This is a genomic window from Mesotoga sp. UBA6090 (genome assembly GCF_002435945.1).
Taxonomy (GTDB): domain Bacteria; phylum Thermotogota; class Thermotogae; order Petrotogales; family Kosmotogaceae; genus Mesotoga.
In genome coordinates, this window is the sequence record NZ_DIXC01000042.1 from 30,553 (window position 1) to 51,071 (window position 20,519).

A 20,519-nucleotide genomic window follows, 5' to 3' on the forward strand; every position below is an offset into this window, starting at 1 on the left:
GCTACCTCGTCTTCAGTTTCGGGTTCAGTATCTTATCCATTGCAAACCCGACAAACGCGAATGTCATTCCCATGAAGGCTATTGCCATCCCAGGCGGTACTACCCACCACCACATTCCGCTCAGCATCGCGCCGCCGCTGTTAGCTGCCTGCAGTATCTGACCCCAGGTAACAATTGTCGCGTCCCCAAGGCCCAATAGACTTATCGTGGCCTCGACAACGATAGCTCCGGGAACATTGAGCGCCATTGAAGCGAAGGCGTATGGGATAAGCAGAGGTACCATATGCTTGAAGATTATTCTCGTATTAGATGCCCCGAGAGCTCTTGAGGCCTCTATGTAGGTCTCTTCCTTTATCTGGAGTCCCATGCTCCTGACGGTCTTGACGGGTCCAACCCAGTAGAATATACACATTATTCCTATCATTACCCATATGTTCGGCTTGAAGACTGCACTCATTACGATGAGAACGGGAAGCATTGGAACACTTATGAATATCTCGAATATACGCTGCATGAGGGAGTCTTTCCATCCGCCAACGTAAGCGCTTATGACACCATACACGACACCAATTGAAACTGAAACAAGTGCTGTAAGGAGTCCAATTAACATTGCCCACTTTACACCGGCGATTACCCCGCTCCAGATGTCTCTCTTGGAGTTATCCGTTCCAAGAATTCCATGCACCCTTCCCGCAACAGTCACGAAGGCGTCCTCTACCTTTTCCTCTGCTTTTTGAAGCAGGAGAGTTACCTTCAGTTTGTATATTCCGGCGAGAGGAGAAGGACTTCTAAATATCCCTTGCTTTGCTTCGGAGAAGAGCACATCGGTGGTCTTGATCGTTTGAAGCTGGACCCCTTCTGAAGGAGAGTATTTCTTGCCAAAATTCATTGCTGCAGTCTGCGCCGATCTGTCTATAGAGACTCTGGCATCCTGAGCTGGAGACATTTCAAGCTGCTTTCTATATAGATCAATTGAAAGTCCGTCGGGCCTTTGAATCGAGATAACCACAGTGGGCTTACCAACTCCAGAAGCGTGGAAAACAACATCTGAAGGAGCAACAGATGCGGAGTAATCATATTCAAAGACATATTCCTGTATTCTCATTGCGCCCGCGAGGGTCTCTGAAAAAGTGTATTCCTCTATCGATTCCGAAACAGCGCGTTTCTTTGAGGTGAAGAGATTGATCCACGAGGGCGGCGCGCTCGAGGGGAGGTCTTGCCAGTAAGTTACATCTCTCCACTTTTCATTGGCTTCTGGATAAGGTACAATGACCGGTTCGAAAATTAGAATACAGATGAATATTGCAAGAAAGATAAGACCGAACACTCCAGATCTAACCTTTCTGAATTCTCTCCAGAATTCGCTTGCCGATCTTCTGAAATCACTTACAGTCATTGTCTTCCACCCACCTTGATCCTTGGATCAAGAAAACCATAGATGAGATCCAGGATTACAAGACCACAAATATATAACCCCGTAGTTATTGCAAGGTTTCCCATAAGGACTGGAACATCATTCTGCTGTAAAGCAATCCAGTATAGGTTTCCCATTCCTGGCCAAGAAAAAATCCCTTCGTACACTATGTTGCCCCCCACAGAGGCTAGCAAAGCTAGAAGTGACATTGTGACGATTGGCGGGGCCGATGTTCTCATTGTGTGCCCGTATAATACCTTTCTTTCGGGAATTCCCCTAGCTCTTGCTGCCATTATGTAGTCGTCCTGAAGTACTCCAAGGACTATGTTTCGCGTAAGGAAGGCTCGCCCCCAAAATCCAATAACAACAAGTGTGAGTACCGGAAGGGCAAGATGATAAAGAAGGTCGAAGAAATATGAGATGCCTTCTGGAGGGGGTGTGGAATGCAGCCCGCCAGAAGGAAAGATCTTCACTCCGTATGCGAAGAACATGATCATGATCATCCCCAGCCACCAGGAGGGCATGCCAAAAACCACCATTGTTCCAATTGATGTGCTTTTATCCAGAAATCCGCCGGCTTTTTGAGCTTTCTTCAGTCCCAGAAGAAGACCTAGAACAATGTCTATGAGCATTGCTACAGAAAAGAGGAGAAGAGTCTTCGGAACTGCTTCGGAAACCACATCCCACACACTTCTGCTGCCTTTTGAAGACCTTATTATCGTGGAATTTCCGAGATTCAGAGTTAACGTGTCCCATGTTCGCCAGATTATTCTCTCAGCAACAGGTTTGTTCAGGCGATAGAGAGAGTATAGATCGTTTCTCCGATTTATGACGTAGTTCTCAAGCTGACTTTCATTGAGACTTGTCATTCGCATCGTCTCGCCCCTGATTTGTTCCTCGATCTGCGCCCTCAACGTCTGTTCCATGACAGTATTGAATAGAGCCGAGAAAATAAAGATCAGAATTGCATACATCAATAGCCCATAGAGAACTCTTTTGATTGCATATTTCCAGTACATAACTCACCTCGATAAACGGATGAATTCTTCTGTTGATTCATTTATGAAATGTGGTTCAATTTGATTTGCTCTTGAGCCCTTTAGGACAATCATCTGAATCTCTATAGCTTTGACAACTTTCTTCACTACGCTACTGACACCTAGCTTTTTTCGTGCGGCATTGACAGTCTTAGGAAAGGGCTTAAAACGACATAATAGAGGAAAAACGTATCTGTAACATCTGCCATTCTCAATGGACAAACTGTATTGCAAGATCAAAAAAACATTAGGAGGCTCCGAGAACTCAAAACAATTATATACTATAAAAACCGATATTTAATTAGCTCGCACGATATAATCTAGGAAACCAAACTTGCGGAGGTAATGAATTTGTCCTATTTCGATGCAGAAACAATAAAACGTTTTACATGGTTCAATGAGCCAGAACAATGGAAATTGGAGGACGGGAATCTGATCGTCAGGACAGACGCTCCAACAGATTTCTGGCAGAGAACACATTATGGGTTTCGGAATGACAATGGGCATTTTCTGTTTCTCTCTCTAACAGGCGATTTCTCTCTGGTTGTCGGAGCCAAATTCTCTCCAGTGAACCAGTATGATCAAGCTGGAGTTATGGTAAGAGTTTCTCCTTCTTGTTGGCTTAAGAGTTCGGTTGAATTCGAGGGGTCTGATCCTGCCCGACTGGGAGTAGTGGTAACTAATTCAGGTTACTCGGACTGGTCAACTCAAAATGTTCCGGTCGAAACGAAAAGCCTCAGAGTACGAGTTGACAGGAAAGGTCCTGATTATTCCGTTTATGCTTGGCAGAACGGATGGGTTCAATTAAGACTTGCCAGGCTACTGGAAGACGACGGGAAGTTTCCTGTTATGGTGGGGCCTTACTGCTGCAGCCCAAAAGGTAGCGGTTACAGAGTGGTTTTTGAAGAGATCGCCTTACAGTCTGAATGATTTTTTGCCACAAGTGAACGCCATCGATGGTTCTTTCTGAAAAACGCTTCTTGAGTTGCTTATGAGCTTTTGTGTTTATGCTGATTGGTATTGTTCTATTGAAGTGGCACTCTTGAACGATCCGCGGTTTCATTCGTTTGTATCTTGATCTTGAAGGTTCCTACCAGCTGATCATTCGATGCGTCCTCACTGTAGTAAAACTCTAGTAAAGATTCTCCTAATTCGGTAGGTCTCAAGTGGAATACTGAATACGAGACTTGCGAGTACTCAGCTTCATAAGGGTTCTGAATAAGCTGAAATTTCGTATCCATTGAAGAGATTCTCCACCCACTATCTGTGGCAAGGGCCTTCTTAAGCCTTATTATCAAGGTCTGATGGATTCCAATTTCAATTGCTCTACCATTATCTGAGTCCTGAATAATGAAAACTTCCTTAAAAGGCTCGGTAACGATCAATGCGGCTTCGAAGGTTTTTTCCGGGGGTATGTCGTCCCATGGGCTTCCGTAAGCAAATTCAAGAGTAGCCTCTCCGTAGTTCATTCCTTCAAAGTAGTAGATCTGCTCAATCTTTTTTGCCAGACCAGAAGAGTCTTCAAAGACTCTAGTTTCACTTTCCTTCGGCTGCCGAACAATCCCAGGAGTTGTCAATGCTATACGCCAGCTGAGGCTGGAACTGACTGTAGATTCGAGAACTACTTCGATCGGTTCATTAAGCCCAACAATGAAAGTCTTTCCCGAGTCTGACGCGTGAATGATAAGGGGTTCAACGAAATACTCCTCAACCTGAACAAGCATAGAACAGCTTTTTATTGGAACAATGTCCCATGAAGAACCAAAAGAAAAGACTAGAGGAGAAGACCCTGAACCAACGACTCTGAAGCCGAAAATATCATAGCCGCTACCGGATTCTTTTGGTTCTTCATAAAATGGATCCGAAATGAGTCTCAATACGTCTTCTTCGAAACTTTCCACCCTCCAGAAGTAGCCGGCGCCTGGATTTGAAGGAAGCATAACAGTAAAATCGTCTCCAACTTGCATGTCCAGAGTCCTTCCCGAGTCTTGTAGCCTGAAAATTCTTTCGCCAGGCGTCTCCGATAGGACATCACTGTTGGTCTCATCTTTTAGATTATTTTCTACAGCCTCTTCTACTCTTCTGTGAAAATCCTCGACAATCAATTTGAAGGCAGTGGTCTCTTCAATCATTGGAAAGTGCCCACTGTTCATAAAGGTAACAAATTCACTTTCGAAGGTTCCTACCTGATAGGTCGCTGTGTGAATAACGCCTGGAAAACTTTCCAGTCCGGCGCAGACGAGAACAGGCACATTAATATCGGGGAGTCCGCAAGATAAGTCAAACCCACGCAGTTTTCCGTTAATGAAGGTTGGATCATCACCCCAGAAGAGATTGTATGTATCCATGTTAATCAAATTCTTAGCGATTGAGGACCCTCTTTCAGGCTCGGAAGAATTGCCAAACAACAGTTCAAACTTGTCAAGATCTTTCGTCGACTCTTGGACTCTAGCTTCGAACAAAGCTGAATCGATTGCCGGAAAGTTTAGTCTAGGGTTAACAATCACAAGACTAAGTAGTCCGGGAGGATTTGTGAGAGCTAATCCTGCGGCAACTGCGCTCCCAAAACCATGGCCAATCAAATGAAATGAATCAATATTCAGTGAGTAAATCAGCGCGGCGAGTTCCGAAATATAATATTGGAAAGTAATATCTAATGAGGATAAGTTCTGGGACATTCCGCTCCCTAACTGATCGTACCTCAGAGACTTTCCATGACTAAAAACACCTTTCATATAAGAGCTGTCAAGACCAGGTCCGTCGCCAACAATTACGATAAATTCACCTTCTGCCTCCTCCACTTCATAATAGATTTTGTTCCCGTTGAACAATATCTGTCCTTCATATGGTAGGCAGACTGTTGACGCAAACAATAGCACTACAGCAAAGGCAATTCCTAAACGGGACACGCCAATCAAGTGGTTGTCACTAATCTTTCCCATTTTTCGATCTCCTCATGAAACAGTCAGAAGCTCTCTAAGCAACCTTTCTAAATCGCTTGATGATGAACGCAAACGACAATTAGACTCCTGAAAGGAGTTTCTAGTGGACATGAAGCCATACACACATCGGTGAATTTCCTCTGTTATTCCACGCGTAGTAGGGAATGAGAGAAAATCTAACATTCTTGCCCTTGCTCTTGACTGAACCAAGAGAATTGTATAGCTTCTTATCCCAGTCATCAAGATCATAAGCTATTCCCTTACCACTTATAACAACTGGATTCCCATCCAGAGCGTCACTCTCGGATAGTTCGAAGTTTCTTTTCGAAGGAACCGATAACGTTCGTACATCAAAAGAAGGGTTGTCTACGCCTTCTGCACAATATATTAGCGGACCTCTTTGGATGGCCACCTTATCAGTATTCTCTCTCAAAAGCGGATTTGCTGTCATCATTCGGATTCGCATCCGAAGTGTCAGTGAAACTTCAGTCTTGCCCTTCCAGTTTCCTTCAAGTCTGACAAATCCCTTTTCCGGTCTTATCTTTTGCTTCACGCCATCAACTTGAAGGTCGAAATCCCCATCCGTCCATTCTGGAATTCTCAGGAGAATGGAGAGATCTGTAACAAGATCTGTAGAAATCACGAGATTCACTTCTTCAGAATGAGGATAGGCTGTCTTTTGAACGATTGACACCTCTCCGCCTCTGAAAGGAATGGACGCTCTACTTGCTTCATAGAAATTGACTCTTATCTCATCGAGTGTTGTACCGTAAAGATAACCACCGAATGAGGTTAGAAGCCTGGCAATGTTCGGAGGACAACAGGCACACTCAAACCATTCCTCTCTGTAGTGGTTACCGACATCTTCAAGTGGGTTGACATAGAAGTAGCGTCTCCCGTCAAGAGAGATTCCCGACAAGACACTATTATATAAAGACCTTTCTAGTACATCGAGGTACTTCGCATCACCAGCGATCATATACATTCGCCAGTTCCAGAAAACATTTGCAATCGCGGCACATGATTCGGAATAGGCTCTCCTGCTTGGCAGTTCATATGCTTCTCCGAAAGCCTCTCCTTCATATCTTGATCCAGCTCCGCCCGTAATGTACATTTTTCTTGATGTCAGATCTATCCACAGCCTCTCGAGAACGGCGAGAAGTGTTTCGTCGCCTGTTTCGAGAAATACGTCGGCTGCTCCTGTCAGCAAATAAAGCATTCTAACCGCGTGCCCCGCAAGTTCCTTAAGGTCTCTGAAAGATACGTGGTCGATATGGTATTCATCTCCACCGACGTAACCCTTTCCTCGATTGTCAATGAGCCTTTGGGCAAATTCCAGATAATTGCGATTACCGGTCTCACGGTGCAGTTCGACCATTGCCATTTCCAGTTCCGGATGTCCGGTAGTCACCTCACAGTCATCATCGGGAAAAGTTTTCAGGATGTTGTCGGCCACACGCACACATGCGTTGAAGAGAGACTCATTGCCGGTAACTCTTTTGTAGGCTATTCCTGCCTGAATAAGATGACCTACGCAGTAGAACTCATGCTTACTCTTCAAGTCTTTCCATTTCTCCGAAGCTCTTTTGCCTGTAAAGTAAGTATTAACGTAACCTCCTTCACTTTTCTTCTGAACACTCTCTATAAGGGTTATCAAAGAGTCTATTCTTGTCCTAATCTCGGAATCCTCGTTATACGCAAGTGAATACGAGGCCGCTTCTATCCACTTATAAATATCGGAATCATTGAAAAACCAGCCTGTGAAATCTCCTTCAATGCTTCCTATAGCCTTTCTGAAGTTATCAATTCTGCCGCTAGATTCAAGATACTCATATTGAAGAGCGAGACTGGTCGATTTCATTAGATCTTGATATCTTCTTACAAACCCTTCCAGCTCGACTCTTTCAATTGCTATAGGTCTCACCTGTGCTCTTGGTGACCGTGACGTGTCATTAACGAAAGTCACTTTGTTCACCTCCAAAGAAGATCCTCTCTCCTCAAGAGTAGCAGAAATCGTGGAAACTTTTGTATCCTGAAATAGGGAGGTAATGACCATGTTTGAGAAGATAGATTACTGGATTTCTGCTGCGAGTTATTCAGACAGAAACGGGACCTGGCTAATAGAAGCAGCGCTCATTCATCCGAACATTGGAGAGACCCATGAATATGGTGAGGAATGGACGCGTGAAGAGATAATTGAAAAGTGTGATGTGTTTGTATTTTGCTTGATCACAAAAGACGAAAAAGGTAACTGGAAGAGAGGAGATCAGCTGAGAAAAATTGAGACTGATAAAGGGACTTTTGTCAGGGTTGATGGTTTGGAGATGACAGGGGATTATCTTGGTGATATTCCGTTCTTTGAAGGAGCCAGATAAGCTGAATAGAGTTACGAAAAGAACTAAAGCAAATGAATAATTGCATCAAGAAATGATTTTCAAAATCTGTAGAACATGGCGAAATTCCCGGCATTCGATCTGGGACCTGTTTGTAATAAGCTTCTTTTAAGGATATTCACTGTGATATTATTAAATTTACTATTAGTTCAATTAGTTCGATTTCTTATTTAGCGGATCAAAAAACGATGGTTTGGGGGTTTCAAATGAAGCTTAAGATTCTCTTGACGCTTGGTATTGTGTTCTTTATTGCAAGTGCTTTCGGAGTTGGATCTATAAGATATCTGGTTAGACCCGGAGACAGGCTTTTCAATATCATTAGGGATTACAATTTGAGGATCAGCACCGTGCTGGACTTAAACTGCATAGACGATCCTCGCAACCTTGAACCGGGTGAATTCATTTATCTCCCTACAGGAGACGGCTTCTTCTACGAGGTTCAGTACGGTGATTCCATCGATTACATTGCCAAACTTTTCTTTGCACTTGCAGAGCATATTATTGCTGCGAACAACTTGAGTTGCAATTCAGTTATTTATCCCGGTCAGAGACTGTTTATTCCGCTTGAATCAATAAGTGTTTGTAGTAACGCGAATCCCGGCACACAATTTACCTGGCCAGTGTACGGAAAGATTTCTTCAGAGTTTGGTTGGCGGAAGGATCCGTTCACAGGAGTTTCTATCTTTCATTCAGGTATGGACATAGCAGTTCAGCGAGATGCTCCCGTGTTTGCTGCAAAGGAAGGAACGGTAATTGAGGCGCAGGAAAACGGCGGATATGGGCTGAATATAGTAATCCAACACCATGACGGCACCAAAACGAGGTATGCTCACCTGAATCATATCAGTGTCTATGTTGGGCAAAGAGTTTTAAGGGGAGAGTTGGTCGGGAGAGTGGGAGAGACGGGGAGGTCAACAGGGCCTCATCTTCACTTTGAGATTATCGATTCGAGAGATCAATGTAGAGATCCAAGAAGCTATCTTACGGGATCCAATTACATGTACGTCAGAAGAGAAACCGATAGCCTCGGCGTTGGGGGTAGATAGTATACACAACACTGCGTTCATTGAGTCAAACTCTTATGATCCTTGGTTGAATCTGGCCGTCGAAGAATATCTTTTGAATTCGTTTGCCGGTGAGAGCATCGTTCTCTACCTATGGCAAAACGAAAACACGGTCGTTATCGGCAGAAATCAAAATGCGTGGGAAGAGTGCAGACTTGACAACCTTGAAAGGGATAACGGAAAACTGGCAAGAAGGCTTTCGGGGGGCGGGGCTGTCTTTCACGATCTTGGAAACTTGAACTTCACCTTTCTATTGCCTAAGAGAGAGTATAACCTTCACAGGCAACTCTCGGTAATTGTGGACGCCGTTAAGGAAATCGGTATCGAGGCCCATTTTAGCGGTCGAAATGACATACTGGCCGAGGGGAGAAAATTCTCCGGAAACGCCTTTTATCATGGACAGTACGCATCCTATCATCACGGCACAATTCTGATCGACGTAGACACAGGAAAACTATCTGAATATCTGAACGTTTCCAAAGCAAAGATAGAATCAAAAGGCGTGAAGTCGGTCGTATCAAGGGTTGTGAATCTTAGAGAGTTGAAACCTGACCTGACAATTGAAAAAATGAAAAAGGCAATGTACATGGGTTTTATCGAAGAATACGGTCACATAGACAATGTTCTTGACTTTGAAAGACTGGCGGAGTTAGCAGATGTCACGAAACTCTTCGATAAGTATTCCTCAAAAGAATGGCTTCTTGGAAGGAGTCCGGAATTCAATTTCAGAATCAGTAATAGGTTTCCCTGGGGAGGAATAGAGTTGTTATTTACATCCAGAAAGGGGACAGTTGTTGATGTTGCGATCTACTCTGACTCGATGGATGTTGATTTCATTGAGCATTTGAGACAAGGCCTCACGGGAGTTGATTTTTCTAAACCAAGTATTTTAGAAGCGCTTCATAATCTCCCAAAATGCGTTGAGAGAGACGATATTATTGATTGGCTACATAGAACAGATCTTAATTAAGAGCTAAGTCTGAAATTAAACATAGACGCCGATCTGTGAGGTAGTTCAAAAGAGATGACTTGCCTTTATTGAGCTTCGTGAATTTCCGACCTCTATTGGTAACTTTCATAGAGTAAGCCATTCCCTTGCAAACAAATAGATTTACGCTTAACGCTAGGAGACTGCAAGTTACCTCCTCGATGTTCTGAAGCCCCTACTGTTATTCAGTCAAGAGGAAACCTGTAAGCTTGCGGACAGTGGTATCTATTTGCCAAATTGAAAAGTCAGATCTGTGAAAGCTTTGGGAAGATGTTCTATAATATAGTTGAAGACTTCGGTCTCACTTGGTTTTTTTATGTAATGCTAGATATATCAAGAAACAATTCGAGGATTACAGGAGGTCTAAAATGGCACGAGTAATGAAGACAATGGACGGTAACACTGCCGCCGCCCATGTTGCTTATGCTTTCACGGAAGTTGCAGCTATTTACCCTATTACCCCTTCCTCATCAATGGCGGAGCTTGCGGATGCATGGGCAGCAAATGGAATGAAGAATATCTTTGGACGACCAGTTGACGTAATAGAAATGCAATCAGAGGCCGGTGCAGCCGGTGCAGTTCACGGATCACTTGTTGCAGGCGCTCTTACAACTACATTCACAGCGTCGCAGGGATTATTATTGATGATTCCGAACATGTATAAGATTGCTGGAGAACTCTTGCCCGGTGTCTTCCACGTCAGTGCTAGAGCAGTTGCCGGCCACGCTCTTTCGATTTTTGGAGACCACTCTGACGTTATGGCTACAAGACAGACTGGATTTGCTCTTTTGGCCTCGGGAAGTGTTCAGGAAGTAATGGATCTCGCATCTGTGGCTCATCTCTCGGCGATTAAGTCAAGAGTTCCTTTCCTTCATTTCTTTGACGGATTTAGAACATCGAGTGAAGTGCAGAAGATTGAAGTTGTGGATTATGATGACCTTAAAGGACTTCTCGACTATGAAGCGCTAAAGGAGTTCAAAGACAGGGCTTTGAATCCCGATCATCCAAAGACAATGGGAACGGCACAGAATCCCGATATCTACTTCCAGGCGAAGGAAGCTTCAAACAGCTTCTATGATGCAGTTCCAGAGATCGTTGCAGAATATATGAAGGAGATCTCTAAGCTAACCGGCAGAGAGTACAAGCCTTTTGTCTACTACGGTGATTCCGATGCGGAGCACGTGATTATTGCTATGGGTTCTGTCACCGATACGATAGAGGAAACCATTGATTACCTGATGAAGAAGGGTGAAAAGGTTGGAGTCATCAAGGTTCATCTCTACAGACCGTTCTCAGCAAAGTACTTTCTTGATGTCCTTCCAAAGTCGGTGAAGAGAATAGCCGTTCTTGATAGAACAAAAGAGCCCGGTTCTCTTGGAGAACCTCTCTACGAAGATGTCAAGACTCTCTTCTATGGAGATAAGAATGCTCCTGAGATCTTCGGTGGCAGATATGGACTAGGCTCTAAGGATACAACTCCTTCTCAGATAAAGGCCGTATTTGACAATTTGAAGCGTTCGACACCGAGAGATCACTTTACAATAGGTATTGTTGATGATGTGACCAACACTTCTCTAGAGATCAAGGAGAAGATAAATGCTGCTCCAGAGGGGACAATACGCTGCAAGTTCTGGGGACTAGGTTCAGACGGCACCGTTGGAGCTAATAAAGATGCAATTAAGATAATCGGCGATCATACCGATATGTATGCACAAGGATACTTCGCATATGATTCGAAAAAGTCTGGAGGCGTAACGATTTCGCATCTGAGGTTCGGAAAGAAGCCGATAAAGTCTACATACCTCATTGATGAAGCTGACTATGTTGCATGCCACAAGCAGTCCTATGTGTATCAGTATGAACTGCTTGAAGGACTTAAGAAAGGTGGAACGTTCGTTCTCAATACTAGTTGGGATTTTGAAGAGCTCGACAAGAATCTACCTGGGGGCATGAAAAGATACCTTGCTGAAAACGAGATAGAGTTTTACACGATCGATGCTACGAAGATCGCGATGGAGATAGGGCTTGGTACAAGAATAAATACGATAATGCAGGCTGCCTTTTTCAAACTCGCAAATGTTGTTCCAATAAAAGATGCTATCAAGTATTTGAAGGACGCAATAGTTAAGTCCTACGGTACCAAAGGCGAGAAAGTTGTACAGATGAACTACAAGGCAGTAGACAGAGGTATTGAAGCATTGAAGAAGATAGAGATTCCAGAATCCTGGAAGAATGCGAAAGATGAAAAGAGAGAGGAAGAATCTGGAAGACCCGAATTCGTTAAAAACATCGCAGATGTTATGAACAGACAGCAGGGAGACAAACTACCAGTTTCTGCCTTTGTTGGGAGAGAAAACGGAGAATTCCCAAACGGTACATCGGCATATGAAAAGCGCGGAATAGCGGTTATGATTCCAGAATGGCAGATAGACAATTGTACTCAGTGTAACCAGTGTTCTTATGTCTGTCCTCATGCAGTAATTAGGCCATTCCTGATCAATGATGAAGAAGAAAACAAGGCTCCCGATTCCTTCGAGACTAAGAAGGCATTGGGTGGAAAAACCTTCGACGGACTGAAGTACAGAATTCAGGTTTCGCCGCTGGACTGCACGGGTTGCGGAAACTGCGCAGACATCTGTCCGGCTCCTAAGAAGGCTCTGGTAATGAAGCCTCTCGAGACGCAGATCGAAAGAGAGGTCCCAAACTGGGAATTTGCCACTACCGTTTCGGAGAAGAAAGACGTCATGAATGTTGAGACCCTTAAGGGCAGTCAGTTCTCTAAACCTCTTCTCGAATTCTCTGGAGCTTGCGCGGGTTGTGGAGAGACACCATATGCGAAGTTAGTGACACAATTATTCGGAGATCGGATGCTCATCGCCAACGCAACAGGCTGTTCGTCTATCTGGGGAGCTTCGGCCCCAGCGACTCCTTATTGCAAGAACAGCGAAGGTAAGGGACCGGCCTGGGCAAACTCTCTCTTCGAAGATAACGCTGAGTATGGATTCGGAATGGCAATGGCAATTAATCATGGTAGGAGTAAGCTTGCCGAGATAATGGAGGAGCTTCTGAAGCAAGACATTCCCGAAGACATGAAGGCTCCATTTGAAGCTTGGCTGGAAGGAAAAGACGACGCGAAGTCTTCAAAGGCAGCAACGCTTGATATCTTGAAAGTTATTTCGAAGGGTTGTAAGAATGACAGGGCAAATGCTCTTATGAAGGCGATTGAAGAGAGAAAGGATCTACTAATTAAGAAGTCTATTTGGATCTTCGGAGGTGACGGATGGGGCTATGACATTGGATACGGCGGTCTTGATCACGTGCTTGCTTCCGGTAAAGATGTGAATGTTCTCGTATTCGACACTGAAGTTTACTCCAATACCGGTGGTCAGTCTTCGAAGTCTACTCCAACGGCTGCTGTAGCGAAATTTGCCGCTTCAGGAAAGAAAACGAAAAAGAAGGATCTTGGTAGAATGGCAATGACCTATGGCTATGTTTATGTGGCACAAGTCGCCATGGGAGCAGATAAGAATCAAGTTATGAAGGCTATTACAGAGGCCGAGAAGTATCCTGGTCCATCGCTGGTAATTGCATATTCTCCCTGCATCAATCACGGTATCAAGATTGGAATGGGAAAGACTCAAGAGCAAGAAAAGAGAGCGGTTGCAGCAGGTTACTGGCATCTGTACAGATACAACCCCCTCCTGAAGGAACAGGGTAAGAATCCCTTTATTCTTGACTCGAAGGAACCAAAAGAGTCATTCATCGATTTCTTGATGGGTGAAGTGAGATACAGCGCTCTCAAATCAACATTCCCCGATATTGCCGATGAATTGTTCAAGAAGGCCGAAAGAGACGCTAAGGAGAGATACGAGATTTATAGAAGGCTTGCCTCTGAATAGAGGATTCTAAATGGGCGGGTGGGTGATCAACCACCCGTTTCTTGAAGAACGTACCAGTCACCTGTACTCAGATTTACTGAAGGAGGTTTCAAATGAACGCAATTGATTATGCATTGAAACTAGAAAAAGACGGTAAGGCTTATTACACGAAACAGGCTCAGTGCACGGAAGACATACAGCTTAAGAAGCTGTTTGAAATGCTCGCAAATGATGAACAGAGGCATTATGAGATCATAAGTGGATTCAAAGACAAGAATTACGAGTACAGGGGCACTTATACTTTCAAGACCACTAGAAATATGTTTTCTGAAATGCTCAATGATAAGAAATGCTTTGAGGTTGATGCTACGAATCTTGAAGCTTATGAGCATGCGGTTGAGATGGAAAAGGAAAGTGTGAAGCTTTATCTTGATCAGGCTAAGCTTACGGGTGAACCATCTGAGAAGGAGACACTCCTTAGATTAGCCGCGGAAGAAAACAAACATCAGATAATTCTTGAGAATCTTATGGATTTCATTAGAAAGGGTCTCGATTGGAGTGAATCCCCTGAATTCAGCCATCTTGAAGAATGGGATAAGTTCACCGATTTAGACAAATATTGATTAGCATCAACTTGATAAAGTAAAGACCGGGACTAGGTCCCGGTCTTAGTAACTCAGGGGTAATCCATGTCGCCTTCGCTTGCCTTACATTCTAAAGGGGTTGTGCCTGTGGTTTCTCTGGTCTCTGATAATGAGACTTAACCCCGAAGAAAAAGGTTCAGTCAGATAGGATTTTTTCTGCGAGTTCTAGATCTTCAGGAGTGTTAACGCCCAGAAACTCCTCATCATTCTGCGTCTTAAAGCCGCATACAGACTTATTGTCACTCAATGCCAAAGAGACAAGATCGGCAATATAAATTTCTCCGGTTTCACTATTTGGTACAAGTTTTTCAATGTAGTGTTCCACAATTTCCTTCCTGATAATTATTGGGCCTATATAGAATTCCCAGGGTGGAGGAAAGTCAGGAATCTTTCTCTCCTTAAAGGAGATCACATTGCCAGATTCGTCCCTCTCTACCAGGGCATATGGAAATCTTCTGTGTGTTACTCCAGAGAGAAAGGTGATATCACATTTTTTAATGTTGTGAAGGTCAGTCATAGCTTTCAAAGATTCCTCCCTAATGAGTATGAGGTCTGAATACATAACGAGAATATCTGAGTTTTTAGGAATCAGATGAAGAGCCCTTTTCAAAGCGTCAGCAGTTCCTTTTGGGGAATCCTGATTTGCTAATAGAACATTGCTATCAAGAACTTTCCTAAAATCACTTTCAAAATCGGGATTGATAACAACGATCGAAGTATTGCTATCACAGATTCGTTTGATTTTATTGAGTACGAGCACTATCATTGATTCTCCTCTCACTTTGACAAGAGGCTTTGGTATTGAAGTTTTCAACCTTTTCCCCTTACCAGCAGCCAGAACTACTGGAACCAACACGTTAATCCCTCCTCAAAAACAATGATAACATTTCAGCCGAACAAGATTATTAGGACTGTCTATTTTGATTCTAAAAAGACAAGCAGGACTGTTGATGACTCACAATAAGCATTAGATGCACAATGTCAAACAAAGAAAAATGCAAATCAGTTTTCTCGTCTAAGTGATCAAGTGTAGCTCAGTAAGACTACTGGAAAGTTCGATCGCATAAAAAGGTGATATTTCAGCACCTTCTTTCGGGAAAGAAGAGCTATAATCATTACTTAAGGGAGGGTTTCCATTTGGAGTATCTGGATCTATCCTTAAGACTATTCTGTGCCCTCGTTGCGGGAGCATTGATTGGAGCCACGAGAGAGAGAATTTACAAGCCCGCTGGCCTTAGGACGCATTCACTAATTTGTGTTGGGGCCGCCTTCATAACGGTTCTTTCCACAACCGTATTCGTGACTGCCGAGCATGGTGACCCTGGGCGTGTTGCGGCACAAATCGTTTCTGGAATAGGATTTCTTGGAGCGGGAACGATATTGAAGAAGGGGTTTTCCGTTAAAGGCTTGACAACTGCTGCAACACTATGGGTAACCGCTGCCGTAGGTATGGGTTTCGGCAGTGGAGAATACTTGCTATCTGCAGTAGTTACTGTATTTGCATTGATGATTGTTCTCTTTCTCAAGAGAATAGAGCTTCTCATAGGGGGAAGGAATCTACCCAGGGTCCTAATTGTCGCGAACAACACTCAAGAGATGTCAAAGAAGGTTTCAGAATGGTTCATGGATAACGGATTGACAGTTGAGTCACTAGAAATCGACGAGGATGAAGAGAGCCTCAGTCTCTTGGTTGAAGTGAGTAAAGGTGATGCCATAAAAGTTAAGACCCTTATTGTTGGGCTTTCAGGACTGAAGGGCATTAGAAGTGCTGAGCTTCGTTAACTTCATTTTCTCGGACAAATGTGGTCTATCCAGAGTTCCTGACCTCCTATCGAAAAAGACGTAATTGTACCCTGAAGATTCAGTATTCCCTTAGGGCCGCTCACCCCTGTCAGAGTCACATTCACTCCGCCGATTATTTTTCCATTGATGTCGGAGAAGTCCTGTACATTTTCGAGAACTCCGTTTATCTCCACATTGATATTTCCGCCGTATTCTCCGTAATAGAGAATAAGGCCAGAGGGCTTGACAGGGAACTTAAAGGAAATAGTGATGTTGTTCAGATTGACATCCTTACCAGCGTGCCCTGCCATGCCTGCATTCGTTACTGTCATTACTCCATTTGGAGTGGGAGTTCCATTGAACCAGAAGAATGGCTTCATTACCATCTGTGTTGTTAGTTCAGAAAAGACATCACCATTATGATACTGTGTTCCAACAGTGAATCCCTCAAAGTCAACACATTTCAAGACCAGGTAACATCCAGAGAACAGAAGAAGTGTCGTCAATACAAGTGCTAAAATGACAATGCGTTTCACAAAATCGCCTCCCCCGTAGAATTTGGCAGAAACTGGAGTGAGAATATGAGAAAGAATGGTTATGACCTGACAATTATATTCTTATGCTCTCTGAGATCAAAGAAGGTTAATGCCTGTGTCGGCCTAACTGCTTTGAACAGTTGCTTAATCTATCAAAATTCATTCCCAGACTTGCGAGTGAAGCTCGAAGAGTAACAAATAGAAACGTTGGTCATTTGCTTTCTTGAATCTGAAAGTATTTAGCTACTGCCAATGCTAATATGAAGAAGCTAAGAATAGTCTATACCAATGATAGTGGAGACCAGGGGAAAGCAATCTGAGAACTTCTGAAGTCGTAGCCTCATGTAAAAGGATTCTGCTTTCAGCAGTTGAATGTGAATAGGATAGTGTTAGAGAAGATTGGTAAATACTACAAAGAAAAATAGCAAGATTATTCGGTCTCCGTTCTAGGGTCGAATAAGTGTCTTTCCTGTTTCAATGCTCTGAGGGGGAGGAGTTTTCGGTGATTCTATGGAGTGCAATTGCTAGACAAAAGACGGGGGGAAACGGATTCGTAGTCTTCTTGTTAGGTGAGGTTGCGGCACGAGTCTTGAGGCAAGTGATGAGTATTGAGCTTCATTGAGAAGGATCTAGTTATAGTTGGTTCTGGAATATCGGGAATCCACGCAGCTTTGGCTGCATCGAGAAAAGGCCTCGAAGTGCTGCTTGTTGAAAGGAATGGTTCCGTTGGCGGCATTTCTACTGTAGGCCTTTGCAGTCCCTTTATGAGATTTTGGCTTGGGGGCGAATCTCTTGTTTCGGGGATTTTCGGCGAAATTCTGGTTGAGCTTCATGAGCGTGGGGGGATCCTCAGAAACTCCTTCGATTCGGAGGCTCTGAAGATTGTCTTTCTGGAAAAGCTGAGAAAAGCAGGAGTTTCGCTTGTTCTTCATTCGCTACCTACAGAAGTCGTCTCCTCCGAGCGAATAATTGATGAAGTTAGTTTCATTTCCTCTTCGGGAGCCAAGTTCACTGCAAGAGCAAAGATGTTTCTCGATTCAACGGGGGACGCCTCGCTAGCTAAAATGGCAGGTGCCACTCTCTTCTCCGGTAATATGGAGGGTGCACACCAGGCTTCAACCCTGATGTTTACAATGAGCAACATCGACTTTGAGAGAATCAGAGAGGACGTCTGTCGTAGAAGAAGCAACTTCTTCAAATGGGTGAGACCCGATTCAAAGCCTCTTTCAGTAGCGGGCTACTTCGATGAGATCGAAAAGGCTAGAAAGGGCGGATTCAACAATCTTAACGACTACTTTTTCTTTATAGAACTTCCCGGAGAAGACAGAGTATCCATAAATACAACTCACTCGTTCGATAGAGATCCCGTTGATCCTTTTGAACTGGCGGAATCGGTCTTCGATTGTTATGAGCAGATCGATCAACTTGTTGCCTTTTCGAGGAAGTACGTTCAGGGATTCGAGAAGTCAAGAATTGAGAAGATTGCAGACGACATAGGAATTCGAGAGAGTAGAAGAGTGAAGGGGCTTTACGTTTTTACTGGAGAAGACGTTAGGTCGCACAGGAAATTCTCTGACGGTGTTGTCAAAGCAACATATGGAATAGATATCCATTCCTCTGAAACTCAAAAGATTACTCCGGAAGTTAAGGGCAGTGTTCCTCTCTATTCAGACTACTATGAGATTCCTTTAAGGGCACTCATCAGCAGCGACTTCGATAATTTATACACCGCAGGCAGATGTTTCTCAAGTGATTTTGAAGGTCAAAGCGCAGGAAGGATTATGCCGACGTCGGCCGGCATGGGACAGGTTATTGGAGTGGCCTCTGCGATTTCATTTGAAAGTGGCAGACCAATAAGAGAAATCTCCAGAGATGAAATTAGTAGAGAACTTGACAGAATCACTGATAGAAACTCAATCTTTTCTCTAGCAGACATTCTGAAAATCAACTACTAAGACTGGACATGCTTGTTTGGATTTTGGGAGGCGCATTATAAGCGATTAGCAGATAAGGTTTTGGAAAAGGTGTAGAAGAGAACTTAGTCAGTGTTGCACCGGGTCCAAGCATTGTATGCAGTCTTTTCGGCTAAGAAAGAGCAGAGGTGAATTTTCCCGAGGAGAAGATGGCACGGCATTGATTAACAGAGTATCTCTTAATGTGAACATAAAATCCCGAGCATTGGAGGACAAGTGAGCACAGATTCCTGCGCCGATTATTCGTTTCAAGGAGGAGCATCTTTACTGGATTGAATTTTGAGGTGTCAGATGAAGAGAGCGTTGGTTCTAGGTGGTGGCGGAGCAAAAGGAGTAGCACACGTTGGGGTTATTCGCGCACTTGAAGAGAAAGGGTTCGTTCCGGATCTCATCGTTGGAGTTAGTATTGGTGCGCTAGTCGGGGCGGGATATTCAATATTGGCTGATTCCAGTAGCCTCTGGGAAATTACGTTGAGGATCCACAGAAAGGCGGCCAGATGGCTATCATTAAGGAAATCAAGAGGGAATACATACTCGCCGATCTTCAATACGATCGCGTGTGCGTATTTGAATGCCTTCGGAGCAGCGCTTCCCTCCGGGATATACTTCAGAACACTTAGGAAGCACTTAGGGGGGTACAGGTTCTCCGACACAAAAATCCCTTTTATATGTACATCTACAATTATGAATTCCGCTAAACTCTGCGTTCATAATGAGGGAAGTATATACGAAGCTCTTAGAGCTTCAATGGCAATTCCTGGCTTATTCAAACCTGAGGAGAAAGGAGACCTTAAACTTTCTGATGGCGGTATCCTAAGCAATCTTCCTGTAAGCGTCGCTAGAGAGGCCAATAGTACTTTCGTCGTTGCCGTAGATCTTTCTTCATCTAATAGGGTTACTTCCTTCAGCACTTCGAATTCAATATTGGGATTGATGGATGAATACAAAGCCGATTTGATTTTGCAGAGAGAAATAGCTGCTGCAGACATTTTGATCTCTCCAGTTATGACCAGGAATATCGATTTGCTGGATTACTCATCCTGTATTGATGTCATGAATGAATCGTATGAAGAAACGCTCAAATGCGATCTGAATGGAGTGACACTTTGAAGATTCATGTCGGGGGATACGGTTTTCAGGGCCTTGCCGCTGTGGAACACATGAATAGTCTCGTTGGCAAGGGAGAGATTATACTTAACGGACTGGCCGGATATTATGCTGTGATTGCAGAAACGCTGGGAGAAAATGAGGGTATTGGCCGGTTATCTGAGTTCGTAAAAAGGTTCTTCAACACGCTGAGAGTAATGGATGGCTTTGCAGTCTCCACACCGATAGGGCTGCGACATAAGCTGCAAAAGCTTCGGCACTGCCGGATCTGGTCCAGACAAAATCATGTCTTTGAGAGCAATGTGAGGGATTTCTTTCTGAAAGGGGTTTCAGGAAATATTGATTTCAGTTCCGAGGTCTTTGATCTTGAAGAACGGACGGTAAAACTTGTTTCAGGAATGGCCAGGGGAGTTGCAGCCTCATGCATTTCTTTCCCGGGTCTCTTCCCGCCTTATATGGGCAGATACGTTACCACTACATATCTTAGCCAGATTCCAGTATCCTTTATCTCGGACGGAGATACAGTCCTTGTCAACTTTAGGGAACCATCTTCCGGCAGGCTCAAAACAGCTTCAGATTTACTGTTTCAGGCGATGGAAATACGCTCGTTGAATTACGCCAGGGAGATGCTTTCACATTCTGAATGCCGCTTAGTAAGAGTTGCAAAGCGGGTTTGTTCGGACAATGTGTTAGGTTTTCTAGAGAAGTTGAGGAAGAGATTCTAGTCTTGACAAGTGGTAGTATTAATATGTTATTTGCTG

General features: G+C 43.9%; 16 protein-coding genes. 10 read left to right on the forward strand and 6 right to left on the reverse strand.

What is annotated here, in order from left to right; all coding sequences use genetic code 11:
• Position 1 precedes the first annotated feature (1 nt).
• Positions 2-1,396, reverse strand: a complete 1,395-nt coding sequence (locus B3K42_RS06230) for an ABC transporter permease (RefSeq protein ID WP_110990742.1) — start codon at positions 1,394-1,396, stop codon at positions 2-4.
• Positions 1,393-2,433 (reverse strand): ABC transporter permease, encoded by a 1,041-nt coding sequence (locus B3K42_RS06235; protein ID WP_110990743.1) that lies wholly within the window; start codon positions 2,431-2,433, stop codon positions 1,393-1,395. Before B3K42_RS06235 ends, B3K42_RS06230 begins: the two co-directional genes overlap by 4 nt.
• A 363-nt stretch (positions 2,434-2,796) precedes the next feature.
• On the opposite strand from B3K42_RS06235, the gene B3K42_RS06240 reads away from it, so the two are divergent.
• A complete protein-coding gene (locus tag B3K42_RS06240) occupies positions 2,797-3,381 on the forward strand; it encodes a DUF1349 domain-containing protein (RefSeq protein WP_110990744.1) in 585 nt (194 codons plus the stop codon).
• A 95-nt stretch (positions 3,382-3,476) separates the two neighbouring features.
• Here the strand turns inward: B3K42_RS06240 and B3K42_RS06245 are convergent, their stop codons facing one another.
• Positions 3,477-5,393 (reverse strand): alpha/beta fold hydrolase, encoded by a 1,917-nt coding sequence (locus B3K42_RS06245; protein ID WP_110990745.1) that lies wholly within the window; start codon positions 5,391-5,393, stop codon positions 3,477-3,479.
• A gap of 100 nt (positions 5,394-5,493) precedes the next feature.
• Positions 5,494-7,359, reverse strand: a complete 1,866-nt coding sequence (locus B3K42_RS06250) for a glycoside hydrolase family 127 protein (RefSeq protein ID WP_110990746.1) — start codon at positions 7,357-7,359, stop codon at positions 5,494-5,496.
• Positions 7,360-7,447: 88 nt separating this feature from the next.
• Between B3K42_RS06250 and B3K42_RS06255 the strand changes: the two genes are divergently transcribed.
• The 5 genes from B3K42_RS06255 to B3K42_RS06275 all read left to right on the forward strand — a co-directional run bounded on the left by B3K42_RS06255 (position 7,448) and on the right by B3K42_RS06275 (position 14,339).
• Positions 7,448-7,768 (forward strand): hypothetical protein, encoded by a 321-nt coding sequence (locus B3K42_RS06255; protein WP_110990747.1) that lies wholly within the window; start codon positions 7,448-7,450, stop codon positions 7,766-7,768.
• Positions 7,769-7,992: 224 nt separating this feature from the next.
• A complete protein-coding gene (locus tag B3K42_RS06260) occupies positions 7,993-8,832 on the forward strand; it encodes a M23 family metallopeptidase (RefSeq protein WP_110990748.1) in 840 nt (279 codons plus the stop codon).
• On the forward strand, positions 8,807-9,820 hold the full coding sequence (locus B3K42_RS06265) for a lipoate--protein ligase (protein WP_110990805.1): 1,014 nt from the start codon (positions 8,807-8,809) through the stop codon (positions 9,818-9,820). The genes B3K42_RS06260 and B3K42_RS06265 overlap by 26 nt, the downstream gene beginning before the upstream one ends.
• 386 nt (positions 9,821-10,206) lie before the next feature.
• A complete protein-coding gene (nifJ, locus tag B3K42_RS06270; RefSeq protein WP_110990749.1) occupies positions 10,207-13,737 on the forward strand; it encodes a pyruvate:ferredoxin (flavodoxin) oxidoreductase in 3,531 nt (1,176 codons plus the stop codon).
• A gap of 92 nt (positions 13,738-13,829) precedes the next feature.
• Positions 13,830-14,339 carry a ferritin family protein gene (locus tag B3K42_RS06275; RefSeq protein WP_110990750.1) on the forward strand — a complete coding sequence of 170 codons (510 nt, stop codon included), beginning with the start codon at positions 13,830-13,832 and terminating at the stop codon, positions 14,337-14,339.
• A gap of 157 nt (positions 14,340-14,496) precedes the next feature.
• On the opposite strand, the gene B3K42_RS06280 is transcribed toward B3K42_RS06275, so the two are convergent.
• On the reverse strand, positions 14,497-15,216 hold the full coding sequence (locus B3K42_RS06280) for a sugar phosphate nucleotidyltransferase (RefSeq protein WP_110990751.1): 720 nt from the start codon (positions 15,214-15,216) through the stop codon (positions 14,497-14,499).
• Between the two features lie 281 nt (positions 15,217-15,497).
• Between B3K42_RS06280 and B3K42_RS06285 the strand changes: the two genes are divergently transcribed.
• Complete coding sequence (locus B3K42_RS06285; RefSeq protein WP_110990752.1) at positions 15,498-16,142, forward strand: MgtC/SapB family protein; 645 nt, start codon at positions 15,498-15,500, stop codon at positions 16,140-16,142.
• Between the two features lie 2 nt (positions 16,143-16,144).
• On the opposite strand, the gene B3K42_RS06290 is transcribed toward B3K42_RS06285, so the two are convergent.
• Positions 16,145-16,678, reverse strand: coding sequence for a hypothetical protein (locus B3K42_RS06290; RefSeq protein ID WP_258367341.1), 534 nt, complete (start codon positions 16,676-16,678; stop codon positions 16,145-16,147).
• Positions 16,679-17,286: 608 nt separating this feature from the next.
• On the opposite strand from B3K42_RS06290, the gene B3K42_RS06295 reads away from it, so the two are divergent.
• The 3 genes from B3K42_RS06295 to B3K42_RS06305 all read left to right on the forward strand — a co-directional run bounded on the left by B3K42_RS06295 (position 17,287) and on the right by B3K42_RS06305 (position 20,483).
• A complete protein-coding gene (locus tag B3K42_RS06295; protein ID WP_110990753.1) occupies positions 17,287-18,633 on the forward strand; it encodes an FAD-dependent oxidoreductase in 1,347 nt (448 codons plus the stop codon).
• A gap of 309 nt (positions 18,634-18,942) precedes the next feature.
• A complete protein-coding gene (locus B3K42_RS06300) occupies positions 18,943-19,761 on the forward strand; it encodes a patatin-like phospholipase family protein (protein WP_110990754.1) in 819 nt (272 codons plus the stop codon).
• Positions 19,758-20,483, forward strand: coding sequence for a hypothetical protein (locus B3K42_RS06305; protein ID WP_110990755.1), 726 nt, complete (start codon positions 19,758-19,760; stop codon positions 20,481-20,483). Before B3K42_RS06300 ends, B3K42_RS06305 begins: the two co-directional genes overlap by 4 nt.
• Positions 20,484-20,519 lie beyond the last annotated feature (36 nt).